This is a genomic window from Faecalicoccus sp. (assembly GCF_036552745.1).
Taxonomy (GTDB): Bacteria; Bacillota_I; Bacilli_A; order Erysipelotrichales; family Erysipelotrichaceae; genus Faecalicoccus.
In genome coordinates this window covers 1-15,257 of the sequence record NZ_JAXKBY010000062.1, presented here as the reverse complement: position 1 = coordinate 15,257, position 15,257 = coordinate 1, and the positions used below count along the sequence as shown (strand labels likewise).

General features: G+C 34.9%; 12 protein-coding genes and 3 pseudogenes. 3 read left to right on the top strand and 12 right to left on the bottom strand.

All coding sequences use genetic code 11. The features are described 5' to 3' along the window. The first annotated feature begins 139 nt into the window (after positions 1-139). Positions 140-661: an anaerobic ribonucleoside-triphosphate reductase activating protein gene (gene nrdG / locus U0M88_RS03090; protein ID WP_117445594.1), complete on the top strand. Its 522-nt coding sequence runs from the start codon at positions 140-142 to the stop codon at positions 659-661. An 8-nt stretch (positions 662-669) separates the two neighbouring features. Here nrdG and U0M88_RS03085 read toward each other — a convergent pair whose 3' ends face one another. From U0M88_RS03085 to U0M88_RS03075, 3 genes are all read right to left on the bottom strand, one after another. Next, a complete protein-coding gene (locus U0M88_RS03085; RefSeq protein ID WP_331868872.1) occupies positions 670-1,836 on the bottom strand; it encodes an iron-containing alcohol dehydrogenase in 1,167 nt (388 codons plus the stop codon). Positions 1,837-1,914: 78 nt separating this feature from the next. Then, positions 1,915-3,012 carry a glycerol dehydrogenase gene (locus U0M88_RS03080; RefSeq protein ID WP_331868871.1) on the bottom strand — a complete coding sequence of 366 codons (1,098 nt, stop codon included), beginning with the start codon at positions 3,010-3,012 and terminating at the stop codon, positions 1,915-1,917. Between the two features lie 148 nt (positions 3,013-3,160). Then, a complete protein-coding gene (locus U0M88_RS03075; RefSeq protein ID WP_331868870.1) occupies positions 3,161-4,297 on the bottom strand; it encodes a M15 family metallopeptidase in 1,137 nt (378 codons plus the stop codon). Between the two features lie 134 nt (positions 4,298-4,431). On the opposite strand from U0M88_RS03075, the pseudogene U0M88_RS03070 reads away from it, so the two are divergent. Both U0M88_RS03070 and U0M88_RS03065 read left to right on the top strand, forming a co-directional pair. Continuing rightward, positions 4,432-4,983: pseudogene (locus tag U0M88_RS03070) on the top strand (restriction endonuclease subunit S); the annotation flags it as partial. After that, positions 4,980-5,912, top strand: a complete 933-nt coding sequence (locus U0M88_RS03065; protein WP_331868869.1) for a site-specific integrase — start codon at positions 4,980-4,982, stop codon at positions 5,910-5,912. The pseudogene U0M88_RS03070 and the gene U0M88_RS03065, both read left to right, overlap by 4 nt. Here U0M88_RS03065 and U0M88_RS03060 read toward each other — a convergent pair. The 9 genes and pseudogenes from U0M88_RS03060 to U0M88_RS03020 all read right to left on the bottom strand — a co-directional run. Next, positions 5,909-6,514 (bottom strand): annotated as a pseudogene (locus U0M88_RS03060) (restriction endonuclease subunit S); the annotation flags it as partial. The gene U0M88_RS03065 and the pseudogene U0M88_RS03060 overlap by 4 nt on opposite strands. A 24-nt stretch (positions 6,515-6,538) precedes the next feature. Beyond that, on the bottom strand, positions 6,539-7,159 hold the full coding sequence (gene fic, locus U0M88_RS03055) for a protein adenylyltransferase Fic (protein WP_331868868.1): 621 nt from the start codon (positions 7,157-7,159) through the stop codon (positions 6,539-6,541). Positions 7,160-7,170: 11 nt separating this feature from the next. Continuing rightward, positions 7,171-7,608, bottom strand: coding sequence for a hypothetical protein (locus tag U0M88_RS03050; RefSeq protein WP_331868867.1), 438 nt, complete (start codon positions 7,606-7,608; stop codon positions 7,171-7,173). After that, positions 7,598-7,966 (bottom strand): annotated as a pseudogene (locus U0M88_RS03045) (DUF3990 domain-containing protein); the annotation flags it as partial. The gene U0M88_RS03050 and the pseudogene U0M88_RS03045, both read right to left, overlap by 11 nt. A 101-nt stretch (positions 7,967-8,067) precedes the next feature. Then, positions 8,068-9,678 (bottom strand): type I restriction-modification system subunit M, encoded by a 1,611-nt coding sequence (locus tag U0M88_RS03040; RefSeq protein WP_331868866.1) that lies wholly within the window; start codon positions 9,676-9,678, stop codon positions 8,068-8,070. Between the two features lie 25 nt (positions 9,679-9,703). Next, positions 9,704-10,300 (bottom strand): restriction endonuclease subunit S, encoded by a 597-nt coding sequence (locus U0M88_RS03035; RefSeq protein ID WP_331868865.1) that lies wholly within the window; start codon positions 10,298-10,300, stop codon positions 9,704-9,706. Further along, on the bottom strand, positions 10,293-10,850 hold the full coding sequence (locus U0M88_RS03030) for a restriction endonuclease subunit S (RefSeq protein WP_331868864.1): 558 nt from the start codon (positions 10,848-10,850) through the stop codon (positions 10,293-10,295). Before U0M88_RS03030 ends, U0M88_RS03035 begins: the two co-directional genes overlap by 8 nt. Before the next feature lie 127 nt (positions 10,851-10,977). After that, on the bottom strand, positions 10,978-14,007 hold the full coding sequence (locus U0M88_RS03025) for a type I restriction endonuclease subunit R (RefSeq protein WP_331868863.1): 3,030 nt from the start codon (positions 14,005-14,007) through the stop codon (positions 10,978-10,980). A 53-nt stretch (positions 14,008-14,060) separates the two neighbouring features. Beyond that, the gene (locus tag U0M88_RS03020) at positions 14,061-15,137 is read right to left on the bottom strand and encodes an MATE family efflux transporter (RefSeq protein ID WP_331868862.1); all 1,077 of its coding nucleotides are present in this window, start codon (positions 15,135-15,137) and stop codon (positions 14,061-14,063) included. Positions 15,138-15,257: the final 120 nt, after the last annotated feature.

Genomic DNA, 15,257 nt, shown 5'->3' with positions numbered 1-15,257 from the left:
TGGTTATATTGGAACACAGTTCTGGAATCAGGGACGTACACAGGAAATCAAAGAACGCGTACTGCATTTGTAAAAAAGAGAGGTTTTCTCTCTTTTTTTATCCATTTCCCCATATAATAAAAACAGAAGAGGTTAAAACATGAACTACGGAAATATAAAACATTATGACATTGCCGATGGCGAAGGTGTTCGCGTCACCTTATTTGTATCCGGCTGCACGAATTGTTGTCCTGGCTGCTTTCAGCCCGAAACATGGGATTTTAACTATGGAAAACCTTACACAAAAGAAACAGAACAGGAAATTCTGGAAGCTTTAAAACCCGGCTATATTCAAGGATTAACTTTATTAGGAGGAGAGCCCTTTGAGCCTGAAAATCAAAGAGAGTTGGTTCATCTTTTAAAAAAAGTCAAAGAAACCTATCCCGATAAAGATATCTGGTCTTATACCGGCTTTATCCTGGATCAAGATTTATTAGAAGGCGGAAGAAGGTATTGTGAAGTAACCGATGAAATGCTTTCGTATATTGATGTATTGGTGGACGGTCCTTTTAAACAGGAACAAAAAAATATTTCTTTAGCCTTTCGTGGCAGCGAAAACCAAAGAGTTATTGATTTAAAAAAGAGCTTACAAGAAAAAGAGGTTATCCTATATTTGGAATAACCTCTTTTCTATAGACAGTTTCTAAAGATTTGAAGAATGTCTTCTTCATATAACGTTTTAAAGCCTTGAATCGGTCCACCTTTATCACGTATGCAACTCTTTGCCATCTCTTCCAACTTTGTATCATCAGTCCCAACTTCTTGTAAGCAAGAAGGCAAGCCCAGTGTTTCATATAAGAATGTTTCTGTTTTTTCGATTGCTTTATTCGCAATCCAGTAATCATCCTTTGATGCATCCAGCCCCCAAACTTCCACACCATATTTTTTAAAACGGGATACAGTCTTTTCATCCAATACATAACGCATCCAACGTGGTGTTAAGATAGCTAAGCCCACACCATGAGTAATATCATAATAAGCACTTAATACATGTTCCATTCCATGACAGGACCAAGCCATAGAATACCCTGTTTTCAACAAGCCATTTAGTGCCATAGGTGCTGCCCACATCAAGTTCGCCCTAGCACTATAATTAGTTGGTTCCTGGATGGCAATCGGACCATAATGAATACAGGCTTTCATAGCGCCAACAGCTAAGCCATCCTGTAGATAGGCATCTTCTACATTCGTAAAGAACTGTTCCCACAAATGCGAAAGAATGTCTGCTGTACCTGCTGCCGTTTGCAGCGGTGGTACGCTATATAGATTTTCCGGATCTAAAATAGAGAGAACCGGACATAAAAGATCATCATGCAAACCAATTTTTTGATGCGTTTTCACATTGGAAATCACAGCAACATTGTTCATTTCCGAGCCGGTAGCACTCATCGTCACGACACAAACGACCGGCAAAGCTTTCGTCACCTTTGCATGTCCAATCACTAAATCCCACGCATCGCCTTCATAAAACGTTGCGGCAGCGATAGCTTTGGCACAATCAAATGAGCTACCGCCACCAATGGCCATCACCACTTCAATTTGATGTTTTCGACACAGCTTTACTCCCTGCTTAACGGATTCAATTTTCGGATTTGGCTCTACACCAGACAATTCAACTACCTTGCAGTCCGATAGCTCTCGCATCACCGTATCATAAATACCATTGTGTTTGATACTTCCTTTGCCGTACACTAATAAAACTCGTTTACCTATTTTTGGTACATGTTCATGAATCTTGTTCATGCTTCCTTTACCAAAAAGAATACGTGTCGGAGAATAAAATTCAAAATTATTCATTATAAAGCTCCTTTTTCCTTATTGTATCACAGAAAAAAGTAGGATACGCAAACTTGCATATCCTACATATTCATGTTCTTACTTTCCTAAATACTGATGTCCATAGGCATTAGCTGCCAAGATCGCATTATATGTAGATTCTTCCGTAACCTCAAATGGCATATTATGAAGCGTATCTGTTTCAGCTGCCGCTGCTTTGGCAACTGCACGAATCTTTTCTTTGGTGATTTCCGTTACACCTAATTGCTCTAATGTAACTGGCAATCCTACACAAATACAGAATTCAATGATATCTTCCAGCTCCTCTAAAGGCACATTTTCCAGTACAAGTTGTACGATCGTACCAAATGCTACTTTTTCTCCATGATACATCGAGTGACACTCTTCTAAAACAGTCAATCCGTTATGGATCGCATGGGCTCCGGCAAGACCACAAGATTCAAAGCCGATTCCTGACAACAAAGTATTTGCCTCTACGATCTTTTCCACAGCTGGCGTAAGAGCTCCAGCTTCCAAAGCCACTTTTGCCTTATAACCTTCTTCCATCAATGTATCAAAACAAAGTTTTGCCAAGGCATAAGCAGCACTCGTTGCTTTTCCGTTTGCGCAAGTCGTAGCTTCACTTTCCACACAGGCTCTAGCCTCAAAATAAGTCGCTAATGCATCACCAATTCCGGCCATCGTCAAACGAACCGGCGACTTGGCGATAATCTCTGTATCCAAAAGGACAATATTTGGATTGCTCGGCAAGAATAGATATTCCTCAAATACACCTTCATCTGTATAAATAACCGATAAAGCACTGCATGGCGCATCTGTACTGGCAATGGTCGGACAGATCATAACCGGTGTCTTTTCATAATAAGCAACTGCTTTTGCGGTATCGAAAATCTTTCCACCACCAACACCAATGATCAAATCACATTGTTTCTCTTCTACAAGAGCACTGATTCTTTTAATTTCATTATATGAACATTCACCATTAAACATCTCAAATTCACATGTGCAATCTTCGGTTTCAAAACCATCCAGAATATCCTGTCCATTTCTTCTAAACCCACCAGCGCTGATTAGAATCAAAGCCTTCTTTCCTAGACCAGCAGCATATTTACCAACATTGTTGATTTCTCCCGGACCTTGAATATATTTTCCGGGACTAAATAAGATTTTTGTCATCGTATAGACCTCCTGACTTTATTTTATCAGATTTAATAATATCTGAAAGCGGTATTACTAAGAAATGTGTGGTTTCCAGATAATTCAATCTTTGATAATCCAACTTTAGTTCAGTATAAATATAAATAGATGATTCGGATTGTTGTTATTAGTATCCACCACCAGAAATCCCCAGATATTCCTCCAGAGTTAATCCAGAAGCATAAATTGCTGAAGCCTGATCGCCTACATACCTTAAATGCCACGGCTCTGGCATATATCCTGTGACCGATTCTTTTCCGGAAGGATAGCGAACTATAAAACCGTATTCATGCGCATGTGCTGCAATCCAATTGACTTCCGGTGTAGTCTCTACCAGAGTTCCATTACTATGCTTTAAATCAAATGCCAGGCCAGTCTGATGTTCCGAATAACCTGGTCTTGCGGAAAAACGATCGGCTTGCGCCTGCCCATAGCTGTTCACGTAATTATTATATAAAGAAGATTGATAACTGTAACTCCTATATCCGCTATATGAACTACTGATTGCATAGCCTTGCCTTTGCATATCCGCAATCAACTGTCGAATCTTTGCACCTGCCTCTGCATTTTCTTGCGGTGCATAATTAGCCGGTAAACCATGTTTTTTATTCACGACCATGATTCCCTGAACATAATACGGATCTGATGAAACAACCGATTGATCTTCTTCATTTTCGGCAGGTTTATTTGGTGATGAAGTTTCTTTCTCATACTGAACTCTGACAATACATTCTTTTTCAATACTGTTACCATAAGTATCCGATGCAATGATCATCATTCTATAATCTCCCGGATTCAAAAAATCAACTTCCTCTGTTTTGTATTGGATCGATGTTTCACTTAGATCTTCTGCCAAAAAGTAGCTTGAAAAATCATAATTCTGATCAGAGCCTAAAGGAATCTCTACAACATCTGAAAATTTTGAAAACTTTGGTTTTGTTGTATCTTCCACTTGAATTTGGATGGAACTTGTATGTGGTATAAACCATTTGGAATATGTCACTTTACATTCATAGTTTCCTACTTCCGGATATTCTTTATCCTTCTCATTTTTGATATCTGACAAGTCAATTTTAAAATCCTTTATACGTTTCAAATCTTCCTGAGTAAAAAGATCTTCCTTTGTGATCGAAATTGGTTTTCCATATTCAAAATTAAAATTTAGATCAATAGTACACGGCTGATTAAAAAGCCAAATACCTACACCAATACTAAGCACCAAAATTAAAGATACACTCCCAATTATTATTTGTTTCTTTTTCATAACCATTCTTTCTTTGATTCCATTATATCACAACATTCTCTTGGCAACTTAAATGCATATCTGTTATTGATGTAGTATTCCAATACACCCTATAATAAAACTACACACACTAATTTTAATCCGCTTGGGAACAGCGTAAGTTGGGGGAGTTAATTCGATTAAATGGTAGAATTGGATTCCGAGGTTACACAGAAAAAGATATTGTTTCAAAAGATGAAGGAGGTGTTTTGACTTTTAGTCCAACAAATATAGTTGATAATAAGTTGACTACAAATTGTAAAAACACATATATAACTAGGTTTAAATATGATGAGTCACCAGAAATAAAAATTCACAATGGAGATATTCTTTTTGTGAAAACAGGTTCAACACTTGGAAAAAGTGCCTTAGTTACTGGACTTTTTGAAGATGCAACTTTAAATCCACAGGTAGTAGTAATGCGAACTAATAAGGATGATTCGGAATTTTTTTCTGCTTTATTGATTACTGATTCAATTCTTAGACAAGTAAATGCAGCGAAAATTGGTGGTGCAGTTCCAACTTTGACAGAAACGAAAATCAAGGAATTTGATGTTTCAATTCCTGTTAATGTTGAAGAAAAAAAGCAGATAGGACAGTATTTTACATCCCTCGATCACCTTATCACCCTTCATCAGTGTAATTATGAGAGGAGAAAAAATATATGATTAATCAAATTTCAAATTCTGATCTATTTTGTACTTATTATAAGCAGTGGGTTTCCATCTATAAAGAAGGAGCTATTAGAAAAGTTACTCTATCTAAATACAAGATGACAATATCTTGGATTGAAAAGATTATTCCAAACGTTAAATTAGCTGATATGGATAGACTGACCTATCAATCATTATTAAACGAATATGCACTTTATCACGAGAGACAAACCACAATGGATTTTCACCACCAACTTAAAGGTGCTATTCTAGATGCTGTAGATGAAGGATTAATAGAAAGAGATCCTACTAGAAAGGCTATTATCAAAGGAAAAACTCCTAAATCAAAGAAGCCAAAATATCTTAATCAATTTGAATTACATACTTTATTAGATAACTTAAATTTAACATCCGAAATAAATTGGGATTGGTTTATTTTATTAGTTGCTAAAACAGGAATGCGCTTCTCAGAAGCTTTAGCCTTAACCCCTGGTGATTTTGACTTTACTAAACAACAACTTTCAATTAGTAAAACATGGGATTATAAAGAAAACACAGGTTTTTTGCCCACTAAAAACCGTTCATCTATTAGAAAAATTCAATTGGATTGGCAAACAGTCGTTCAATTTTCTCAATTGGTTAAAAACCTACCTCCAGATAGACCTATATTTTTGCACAATAAAGAAAGAGCCTATAATTCTACTGTAAACAACATACTCTATAGAACTTGTAAAAAAGCAAAGATTCCAACAATCACAGTTCATGGCCTACGTCATACACACGCTTCCCTTTTATTGTTTGCAGGTGTATCTATCGCTAGTGTTGCAAGACGATTAGGTCACTCTAGTATGACTACCACACAAAAAACATATCTACATATTATTCAAGAACTTGAAAATCAAGATATCGACTTAGTTATGAGATCTTTATCCGGATTAAGCTAACGATACACAAAACACTGATGATGGGTTAAATAAAAAGGAGCAGAGATGACACTTATATGTGTGTAAATCTCTACTCTTTTATTTTCCTTACGCTGATGAAGGGTGATAAGGTTGTCAAGGCTATGGAAATAAGCACCGATTTGCTGTTGTTCTTTCATTTCGGGCAAGGAGATAGGCGTTTTTTTACCGCTTTCAATAGTGTATGTCCCTACCGTTCCAATGCCCGCTGACTCGTTAATAAAGTCTTGAATTGTCTTTCCAAAGAAAGAGTAAAGAAAGAAATCTCCATCAATTTTAGTGCTGTTTTGAAACCATATAATATTGCCATCTTTGAAGTACAAAGGCTCTGAATTCCTTATTAAATAAGGCACTCCGATTGTTCCTACACCTGTTACAAGCAAATCCCCAATAGCAACTTTCCCTGATATTAAACTGTATTCATCATACTTTTCTTTTGAAATATACAGGTAATCGTCAGGCTCCTCGTTTTTTGATGCTGATACAATATCTCTTGCTCTTAAAAACCTAATCCCACTGTCTGTCCAATCAGACTGATGAATGCGTTTTACGGAAGTGACATTCATTATATCTCCCAACTTACGCTGTTCCCAAGTGAAATAAGATTTCTATTTCTTTTCAGGCATTAATTCTTGCGCTTTAAAGGTATTATATCCTTCATAAGCGTAACTTGTATCGATTCCTTTCATAAAAACTTCACGATTATCAACTTGTTTTGTTAAAGCCTCTTTTAACAATATCTTAATTTCAGTATCCCGAACAGGACTTCGTTCCATGGCAAACAAATAATCTTCTTTATTCACTTTACTCCAATCAACAACCTGATTCAGTTCTTTTTTTAGTATAGTGTCTAGCCAAATTCGCATACTTCTACCATTGCCTTCTCTAAAAGGATGAGCTACATTCATTTCTACATATTTTTCAATAATTTCATCAAAATTTGATTGTGGCATTTTACTTATATTTTCTAAAGCTTCCTTCAAGTACATCACCGAGGCAAAGCGAAACGATCCTTTTGCGATATTCTCATCTCTTATTTTTCCCGCAAAATCATAAATATCTTCAAAAAGAAACTTATGAATATACGCAAGGCCTTTAAAAGTACCTGCTTCTATCGTTTCAAGTAAGCCTGAATCAAAAAGTTTCATTGCTTTTTCCTTACTTATTTTTTCCTCTGCATGTGCTAAACTCAAAGAATCCATAATATTTAATTTATTCTTTAATGTCATCTTGCATCCTTTCAATCAAGTAATTTACCTTCTTTATAAGACCAGTACAAATAACTTGGATTACTGTAATATACACTAGATTCAAAATACGTAATTTCATCTATAATGAATGAGGAAAATACATCGCGTATAGACTGAATTAAAGAACCGTTTTCTTTGTCTACTGATAAGATTAAAGTGGAATATACTTTCCCTATAGAAGTATAACTAGGAATTTTAAAATTACAATCGGTAACAGTATCATAATCACCCATAGTAATCTCGTACTTCTCTATCCATTCATCGCAAACTTGTTCAAAAGATAAAGAATGATTAACAGATGCATCTTCTAATTCATTCAATAATTGATCATCTGTTAGTTTAGAGACTATATCTCCTCTATGATTTTTAGTTTTCCGCCCAATAAATTCAATGAGTGAGCAAACATAAAATAAATTATCATTTTTCATCTACTATTTCACTCCCTTCAAATGTAAGGCAATCCAATGTCCTTAAAGTGTGAAAGCTAATTTGATGAGTGGGATTCTTAAACTTTGCAATCTCCCAAAATGCAGTTCGGCTAATCTCATGTTTTAAAAAATCATTAACATAATTCCAAACCGTATCATCCGCTATAGGGCCTTCTACAATATCATAGTCGTGTACTGCACCCAAACGGCATTGAGCAATAAAATCCAGCCATTCATCTGTCATTTCTTTGAACCTTTTTACTTTTAAATTTTCTGAAGGTTGGAATGAGTATATATTTACAATCCCTTTGTTTCTGTTTTTCTTAGCCCATCGAAATGCCTGCTCATAGTCATTCGTACAATAAAACCCCTATGAAAAATCTTTCGAATATTTTGATTTTCTAATTTCTGGAAATTCGGCAATCTCATCACTTCCATGATATAAAACCACATTTTCCATTATGATTCTCCCATTAATTGCGCGATAAAACTCTTTAATTCCTTATCTTCTTCTTCCGTTGTGCCTACTAAATCTCCCAACATCGCATAAAGCTGTTTGGTTGTTTTATCAATTTCCTCATCTGTATTTTTTATATCTTGTACAATTTCAGAAAGAGGAATAACCTCTTCTTCTTCAAATGTATCTACATATCGAGGTATATTTAAATTATAATCATTCTCTTGAATCTCTTCAAAAGAAGCTACATGTGAAAATTTATCAATATCTTTTCTATCAATATAGGTTTGAAGAATCTTTTGAATATGCTCATCATTCATAGTATTCTGATTTTTACCTTTCACAAATTCTTTAGAAGCATCTATAAATAAAACATCTCGATTCTTTCTATTCTTTTTTAGTATGATAACTGTTGTAGGAATACCTGTATTATAAAAAATATTTGCTGGCATACCAATTACTGTATCAATTGCACCTTCATCTAATAAGGCTTTACGAATCTTTCCTTCTGCGTTTCCCCTAAATAAAACACCATGCGGTAGTACAATAGCCATAACTCCATCGTTTTGTTTTAAATGATAAAAGCCATGAAGCAAAAACGCAAAATCGGCTTTAGATTTAGGGGCTAAAACACCATAAGATGAGAATCTAGGATCTGTTAAAAATCCTTTATCTGCACTCCATTTTGCAGAATAAGGCGGATTCATTAATACCGCATCAAAATTTGTAGGTTCTTCTGTTGGCCAGTCCTGATCCAACGTATCCGCATTATGTAAAAACTGACGGTTTACGGAAACACCATGCAGTATCATGTTCATTCGCGCTAAATTATATGTTGAAGTATTTAACTCCTGACCAAAATATTCAATAGTTCCCGGCTCATTCGAATACTTTTTCGCATTTAACAATAAAGAACCAGATCCCATAGTAGCATCATAAACAGTAAATCCTTTTTTATTTTCCCTACCATGAAGAACAATTTGTGTCATTAATCTGGCAACTGGCTGCGGTGTATAAAACTCCCCTGCTTTTTTTCCAGAATCACTTGCGAATTGCCCAATCAAATATTCATAAGCATCTCCCAAGATATCTCCAGCATGTCCTGCAACATCTAAGCCCGATAATGCTTTCATAACAGAAGCTATCGTTACATTTTGTTTTTGTGGTGTTGCTCCCAATTTTTTTGAATACAAATCAATATCTTCAAATAAATTTTCAAATGCTTCATTAGCCTGCTCGATATTCCTAAAACCTTGTGCTAATTCCTCTAACTGAAATTCTTCATTATTTATACGATTCACTAAAGAAGTGAAAGTATAGATAGGCTCTAAAGAATAACCTAACTCATCATTCAATACTTCAATAACATTTTCTGAATCATTTTCATCGTTAAATAATGTTTCATAAATTTTTTGTGCTTCTTCTAAATCAGTTGTTTGCTTCTCTGCAATCTCTGCAACATAAAACAACAATTTATCCGATAAATACTTGTAGAATACTAGCCCCAATAAATACGATTTATACTCATTAGCATCCATCTTTGATCTTAAGATATCAGCGCTATTCCATAAAGCCTGATATAAATTTTGTGTATTATTCATTTTGTCTTCCATATATGAACATTCTCCTTCTATTTTTCTATATAAACATCTTTGATAACATTGTCTTTTTTAATTTTTTGTAATCATCAATCTTACGCTGATGAAGGGTGATGGTGGTATCGACTTTAGAGAAGAACTCGCCTAATTGCTCTTGTTCTTCGATATTTGGCAGCTTAATATGAGCATCTTTAATGTCATTTGAATTGATAGATTCAAATGTTGAGCCAGTACTGAGTTTTCTCCAGTAATTATCAGAATTCATCTTTGATAACATCTGGAAAACAAATTCGTTCCCTTTAATTCCAGCGACACCACGTCCCAGAACCACGTCATAATCGGTTTTCCCGACATCACCGACCGGGGCACGAACACTCAGAATTAAGTCACCTTTCTCGGCGGTTTTTGTCACTTGAGTAGTCCAGACACGAGGGACAACATGCCCATTTCTCATATCGGCATTGCCTTGAACCAGGATATTATCTTCTGGATTATCGGTGTAGTTTGCTGAATCAGGCGACTGTCCCATTGTAATTTGAACAGCATCCCCCAACTTACGCTGTTCCCAAGAATCCGCATTTTCACCACTAAATTCCTTAAATCTTATTTTTGGTTGTCGTATCTTATTTTTATTCATATGATACGCTCCTTTCTTGTATATATTTCTCTAATATTTGACGTGTTAATAGCTGATGTTTGGTCATTCGTTCTTGTGTATTATGAATTAGCGACAACAACGTAAAGTATGTATCTCCTATTCTTTTTTGTTCTTCAATCGGTAAAATAGGAATATCAAACTGCTCAATTAAATGAAGTGGTATCTTTTGTAAAGTAGATCCTTGAATATTTTTGTCTTTCTGCTTCTTTAAATACTCATTTTCATTATACAAATACACGAAATATTTTTTATCTAATCGACTATCTAGAAAAATAACTTTTATAAAATTAATTGTAAATACTTTTCCTGCATTTTTTTTACTTACAATGACAGCTTTTTGTTTCATCTGATTGATTAGTACATCTCCTTCTTGCACTGTATTTTCATTTGATGAATTTTTCAATAAACTGGAGTCAATCATAAGATCTGCTTCAAAAGCCTGTTGATCATAATATTCCTCATCTCTTGACAATTTGTTATGTCGTGTAGGATTTACACCTTGCACAAGTTGTACATAATCTTTTAACATACATTCTCTCCTTTCTTGAAATTTAACTAAATTACAATAATAAAATACTGTGAATTGTGTTGCTTGTCAATCTTTTTTTATTGAAATTTATTTAAATTTCAATAAAAAAAGAAGAGAGTTTCCTCTTCTATACCTTATACCACAATGGTACTACTATATCTTCCATGACTTTCATACACTGTTTTTTGGCTTCAATTCTATATTTAAACTGAGATACAGGCTGTTCATGTGTCACTTTATATAGTGAGTATTTAAATGAATTGATTAATTCATCTTCTCCATTCTGATGTTTTGCACCTTGTCTATAAGTTTTGGCGATATAATATAATTCATCTTCTCCAACACACCATTCTTTCACTACTTTTTGAATCGCATCTTCGATTACTTCTTCTTTCATGTGATCAATGATATTCATAACAGATTGTCCTCGATAAGATTCAGGGTTCATTTGAATTTGATACCATACATCATTTAAAATGGTACCTAAGGGTTTATTCGTCTTCATAAAGTTTTGAATGTATTTATCAATCATTGCCTTTTCTTTATCGTTTGCGCTGACCACTTCTTCATTTCCTTCAGGTATCATATTCTGAATTAAAGAAACTATATACTCATAATTAATTTCATCTGTACGTATCGACTCTAATTCGTATTCCAGATCAATCGGTTCTTCTGGTTCATCATCTTCAGGTTTTCTTCTTTTAATCTCTTCAATTACATTCTTATATTTCCCTGTATAATCGTCTATTAATTCGTGTGATAATCCATATTTACCAAAAATTTCACTTTCTTTATATTCTGAGTAAACCTGAATTGAAGAATATGCTTTATCAAAAGTTTGAAAGGCTTTGGCAAACTTTTTAAGAACTCGTGTGTCTTCCGTCAAACTGGGACTTTGTTTAGGATCTGTTGTAATTTCTTTTAAGTCACTTATAGCTTGATGAAAATACTGCTTTTCTTCTTCCCATGAAGGAGCAAGTACTACACTTTCTCCTCCACCGGAATACAAGCGTAATGCCTCATCCACCTTTTCTTTAAAAAGGTTCGGTGTTTGAAAAGTTACAATTTGCCCATATTGTTTTCTGTCATCGAACAAGCGATTGGTACGGCTAAAAGCTTGTACCAAATTATGTGGTTTCATCGGTGGTTGATCGATAAATAAGGTTGATAAACAAGGGGCATCAAATCCTGTTAAAAGGCGATCTACCACAATGACTAAATCTAATTGCTCATGTCGATGTTGATATTTTTGTTTTTTACGTGCTAAACGTTCATTAACGTCGGCATTATAAAAAGCAAGTTCTGCAATAGTAAATTTGGTACCAAACATCGTATTATATTCATCGATATTCCGTTTCATATTTTCCTGATTTTTTATACTGTCTTCTTCATTTTCACTCACAGAATATGTAATCGCAAATTTTGGAAAATCAGGTAATATCCTCTTTGTTCTTTCACTAATTCGAATGCTCGTTTCATTATTTTTTACTTTTTTTAATAAATCATAATACCTTTGTGCGATTTCTATGCTTTTTACCGTTAAGAGTGCACAATATGTATTAGGAGAACCATTTTTGAATCCTAATTTATTTCTTGAACAATTGATGATAGAGTCCAACACTTGTAACATATGTTCTTGTGTTTCAAAAGCTTGCGGTGGAATCTTTTTTTCATCAATATCATCTAAAATGGTATTCTTATACTCAATTTGGAAACCTAACACCGCTTTGTCATGAATAGCTTCTTTAACAGTATATTTATGTAAAGGCTGATATTCACTACTTTTTTCTTCATCTTCTGTCAAAGGATCTCTAAAGGAATTAGAATATTGACCAGCTGTCGTTCTTGGAAGGTTTCCTATTCTCTCTTTCATATTTTCTACAAATATAGGTGTTCCTGTAAAACCATACCATAATGAATATCGGAAAAATTTAGAAATATCTTTTTGTTTTTTAGCACTGACTGCTCTATGACATTCATCCACAACAAAGGCAACTTTTAAGTTCTGTATTCTTGTTTTCTCCCTAGTATAGTGACCAGCCTCAAAGTGTCTTAACATTACATTCATTTTCTGGATGGTTGTAACGATAACCTTTTTATCACTCGCGTATAATCTTTGTACCAGCTTTTTTGTATCCTCTGTTTGATCCACATCAATCACATCATTTTGTGCATATGAACGAAAACTATCTGCGGTTTGTTGATCTAAGTCTTTTCGATCCAACACAAAAATCGTTTTTTCAATGGAGGGTATTTGTAATAAGTTACGGGCCACTTTATAGCTTGTTAGCGTTTTTCCAGATCCTGTTGTATGCCAAACATAACCTGATCTTTGATGATAACTGGCCTCTTTTACTTTTTCTATCGCATGGACTTGATAGGGACGTAATAAAATCAATGATTTTTTATCATCGTCTATGACAGAATACTGCATAACCATTTGATGTGCTCTTGGTATGGATAATACATGTTCAGTAAAATCGTATAAAGAATCAACCGGTTGATTATGTTGATCGACCCAGCGAGTTAAAAATTGCTCATTTAAACGATTGCTTTTAGCTGCTGCTATATATCTAGTGTCTGTTCCATTGGAAACAACAAACATCTGCAAAGTAGAATAAATACCTCGAAAAGAACCTTGCTCATCATATTTTTTTATTTGACGAAAAGCCGCCATAAAAGGCTGATGTTTACTTTTTAATTCAATTTGGATCATAGGCAATCCATTGATCAATAAAGTAACATCGAGTCGACGATCTTGATCCTGACGCAGCAATCCTTTTCGAATGACTTGGTGTACAACTTCATAGCTTGATTTACCACCTGCTACATTGTCTCGCCATAATACTTCAAGACGAATCGTACCTAATTTGGCATCTTCGCGCTGCACCTGTACTTTCGCAATTCCATTTTCTCCGGCAATCCATTTAGCAGCTTCATAATAATTAATAAAGTTCAATTGATTTTTAATTTGTTCCTTTTCTTGTAATGTTAAAGGTGTATCATTTAACACTTTCACATTATTTTGCTCTAATTTTTCAAAAAAGTTATCCCATAGCTGTTCTTCTGTATGAACATGTTCCAAAAAGGTCCATTGACTCTTTCCTTGGATTAACCGTTCTATCATTAATTTTTCCATTTCTAGTTCCTGCATCATATCTTTACCCTCTTTTTATAACCATGCACAATACCTATGACTACTATACGTTATTACACTTTATTTTGCACTCCTATTTTAAAATACACCGTTGCTAACATAGTCATAAAACAAATCGATCCGCCAACAAAGTTGGAAATAGGCTCTGCCATAAAAACACCCATGGCTCCAAAGCCTGTATGAGGTAATATAAAAGTCAAAGGCACTACGATCACCACTTTTCTTAAAAGCGAAAAGAAAATTGCCTGTTTCTTTTTATTTAATGACTTAAATACAGTTTGTCCACAGTACTGAAACGCTTGAAATACAAACGCAAAGAAATAAACATGTATGGCCGGTACGGCAATTTGTAAAAGATCTGGTTCACTATTAAAGATATGAATAAAAAACTGTGGAAATAGGATGATAAACATCCATGCGACCAGTGTATAAACAACACCGGCAAATGTAATGATTCGGATTGCTTTTTTAACACCTTTACCAATTCCGGCACCGTAATTGTAGCTAAGAATAGGACTGGAGCCATCCCCTATGGTCAGCACCGGAACTTCCAAGATCTGACGAACCGAATTAATCACGGTCATACAGGAAATATAAAGATCGGACCCCACCTGTGACAGCATGCTGTTGCAGGCAATTTGCACCAGGCTGTTTGTACACTGCATCACAAAGCTGGAAGAGCCTAAGCTGATCACATCTTGGATTTCTTTTCCTCGAAATTCTACATTCTTAAAATGCTTCAACTTTAATTCCGAAGATTTACCTGTCAAAAACCGAAGTACAAAAATGGCAGAAAGAATCTGGGAAATGACCGTTGCGATGGCAGCGCCTTGTACACCCATGTCCAAGCCAAAAATAAAGATCGGATCCAGAATGATATTGGCAATGGCCCCGATAAAAATTGTCATCATCCCGGTGCTCGCAAAACCTTGTGCATTGATAAAAGGATTCATACCTAAGGCAATCATAGAAAAAAGCGTACCTACAAAATAAATTCGCATATAGGGTAAAGCATATTGAATCGTCGTATCGCTGGCACCAAATATATACAACAATGGCTCAGAAACCAAGATTCCAACAATCGTTAATACAATCGCTGTTAGAATCAACATATAAAAAGATATATTCATGATGATCTGGTCCCTGTCAAGTGGACACATTAAATAAGTAAAAATTCTTGCCCAATTGGTATTATGCTGATTGGGCTTTGTTTTTAAGTGATTCCTTATATTTTGATATTCTAGGATTGA

Bases quoted from the DNA above. Each gene is read 5' to 3' on its own strand.
- nrdG (WP_117445594.1), top strand. From the start codon at position 140: ATGAACTACGGAAATATAAAACATTATGACATTGCCGATGGCGAAGGT.
- U0M88_RS03085 (WP_331868872.1), bottom strand. From the start codon at position 1,836: ATGAATAATTTTGAATTTTATTCTCCGACACGTATTCTTTTTGGTAAA.
- U0M88_RS03080 (WP_331868871.1), bottom strand. From the start codon at position 3,012: ATGACAAAAATCTTATTTAGTCCCGGAAAATATATTCAAGGTCCGGGA.
- U0M88_RS03075 (WP_331868870.1), bottom strand. From the start codon at position 4,297: ATGAAAAAGAAACAAATAATAATTGGGAGTGTATCTTTAATTTTGGTG.
- U0M88_RS03065 (WP_331868869.1), top strand. From the start codon at position 4,980: ATGATTAATCAAATTTCAAATTCTGATCTATTTTGTACTTATTATAAG.
- fic (WP_331868868.1), bottom strand. From the start codon at position 7,159: ATGACATTAAAGAATAAATTAAATATTATGGATTCTTTGAGTTTAGCA.
- U0M88_RS03050 (WP_331868867.1), bottom strand. From the start codon at position 7,608: ATGAAAAATGATAATTTATTTTATGTTTGCTCACTCATTGAATTTATT.
- U0M88_RS03040 (WP_331868866.1), bottom strand. From the start codon at position 9,678: ATGGAAGACAAAATGAATAATACACAAAATTTATATCAGGCTTTATGG.
- U0M88_RS03035 (WP_331868865.1), bottom strand. From the start codon at position 10,300: ATGAATAAAAATAAGATACGACAACCAAAAATAAGATTTAAGGAATTT.
- U0M88_RS03030 (WP_331868864.1), bottom strand. From the start codon at position 10,850: ATGTTAAAAGATTATGTACAACTTGTGCAAGGTGTAAATCCTACACGA.
- U0M88_RS03025 (WP_331868863.1), bottom strand. From the start codon at position 14,007: ATGATGCAGGAACTAGAAATGGAAAAATTAATGATAGAACGGTTAATC.
- U0M88_RS03020 (WP_331868862.1), bottom strand. From the start codon at position 15,137: ATGAATATATCTTTTTATATGTTGATTCTAACAGCGATTGTATTAACG.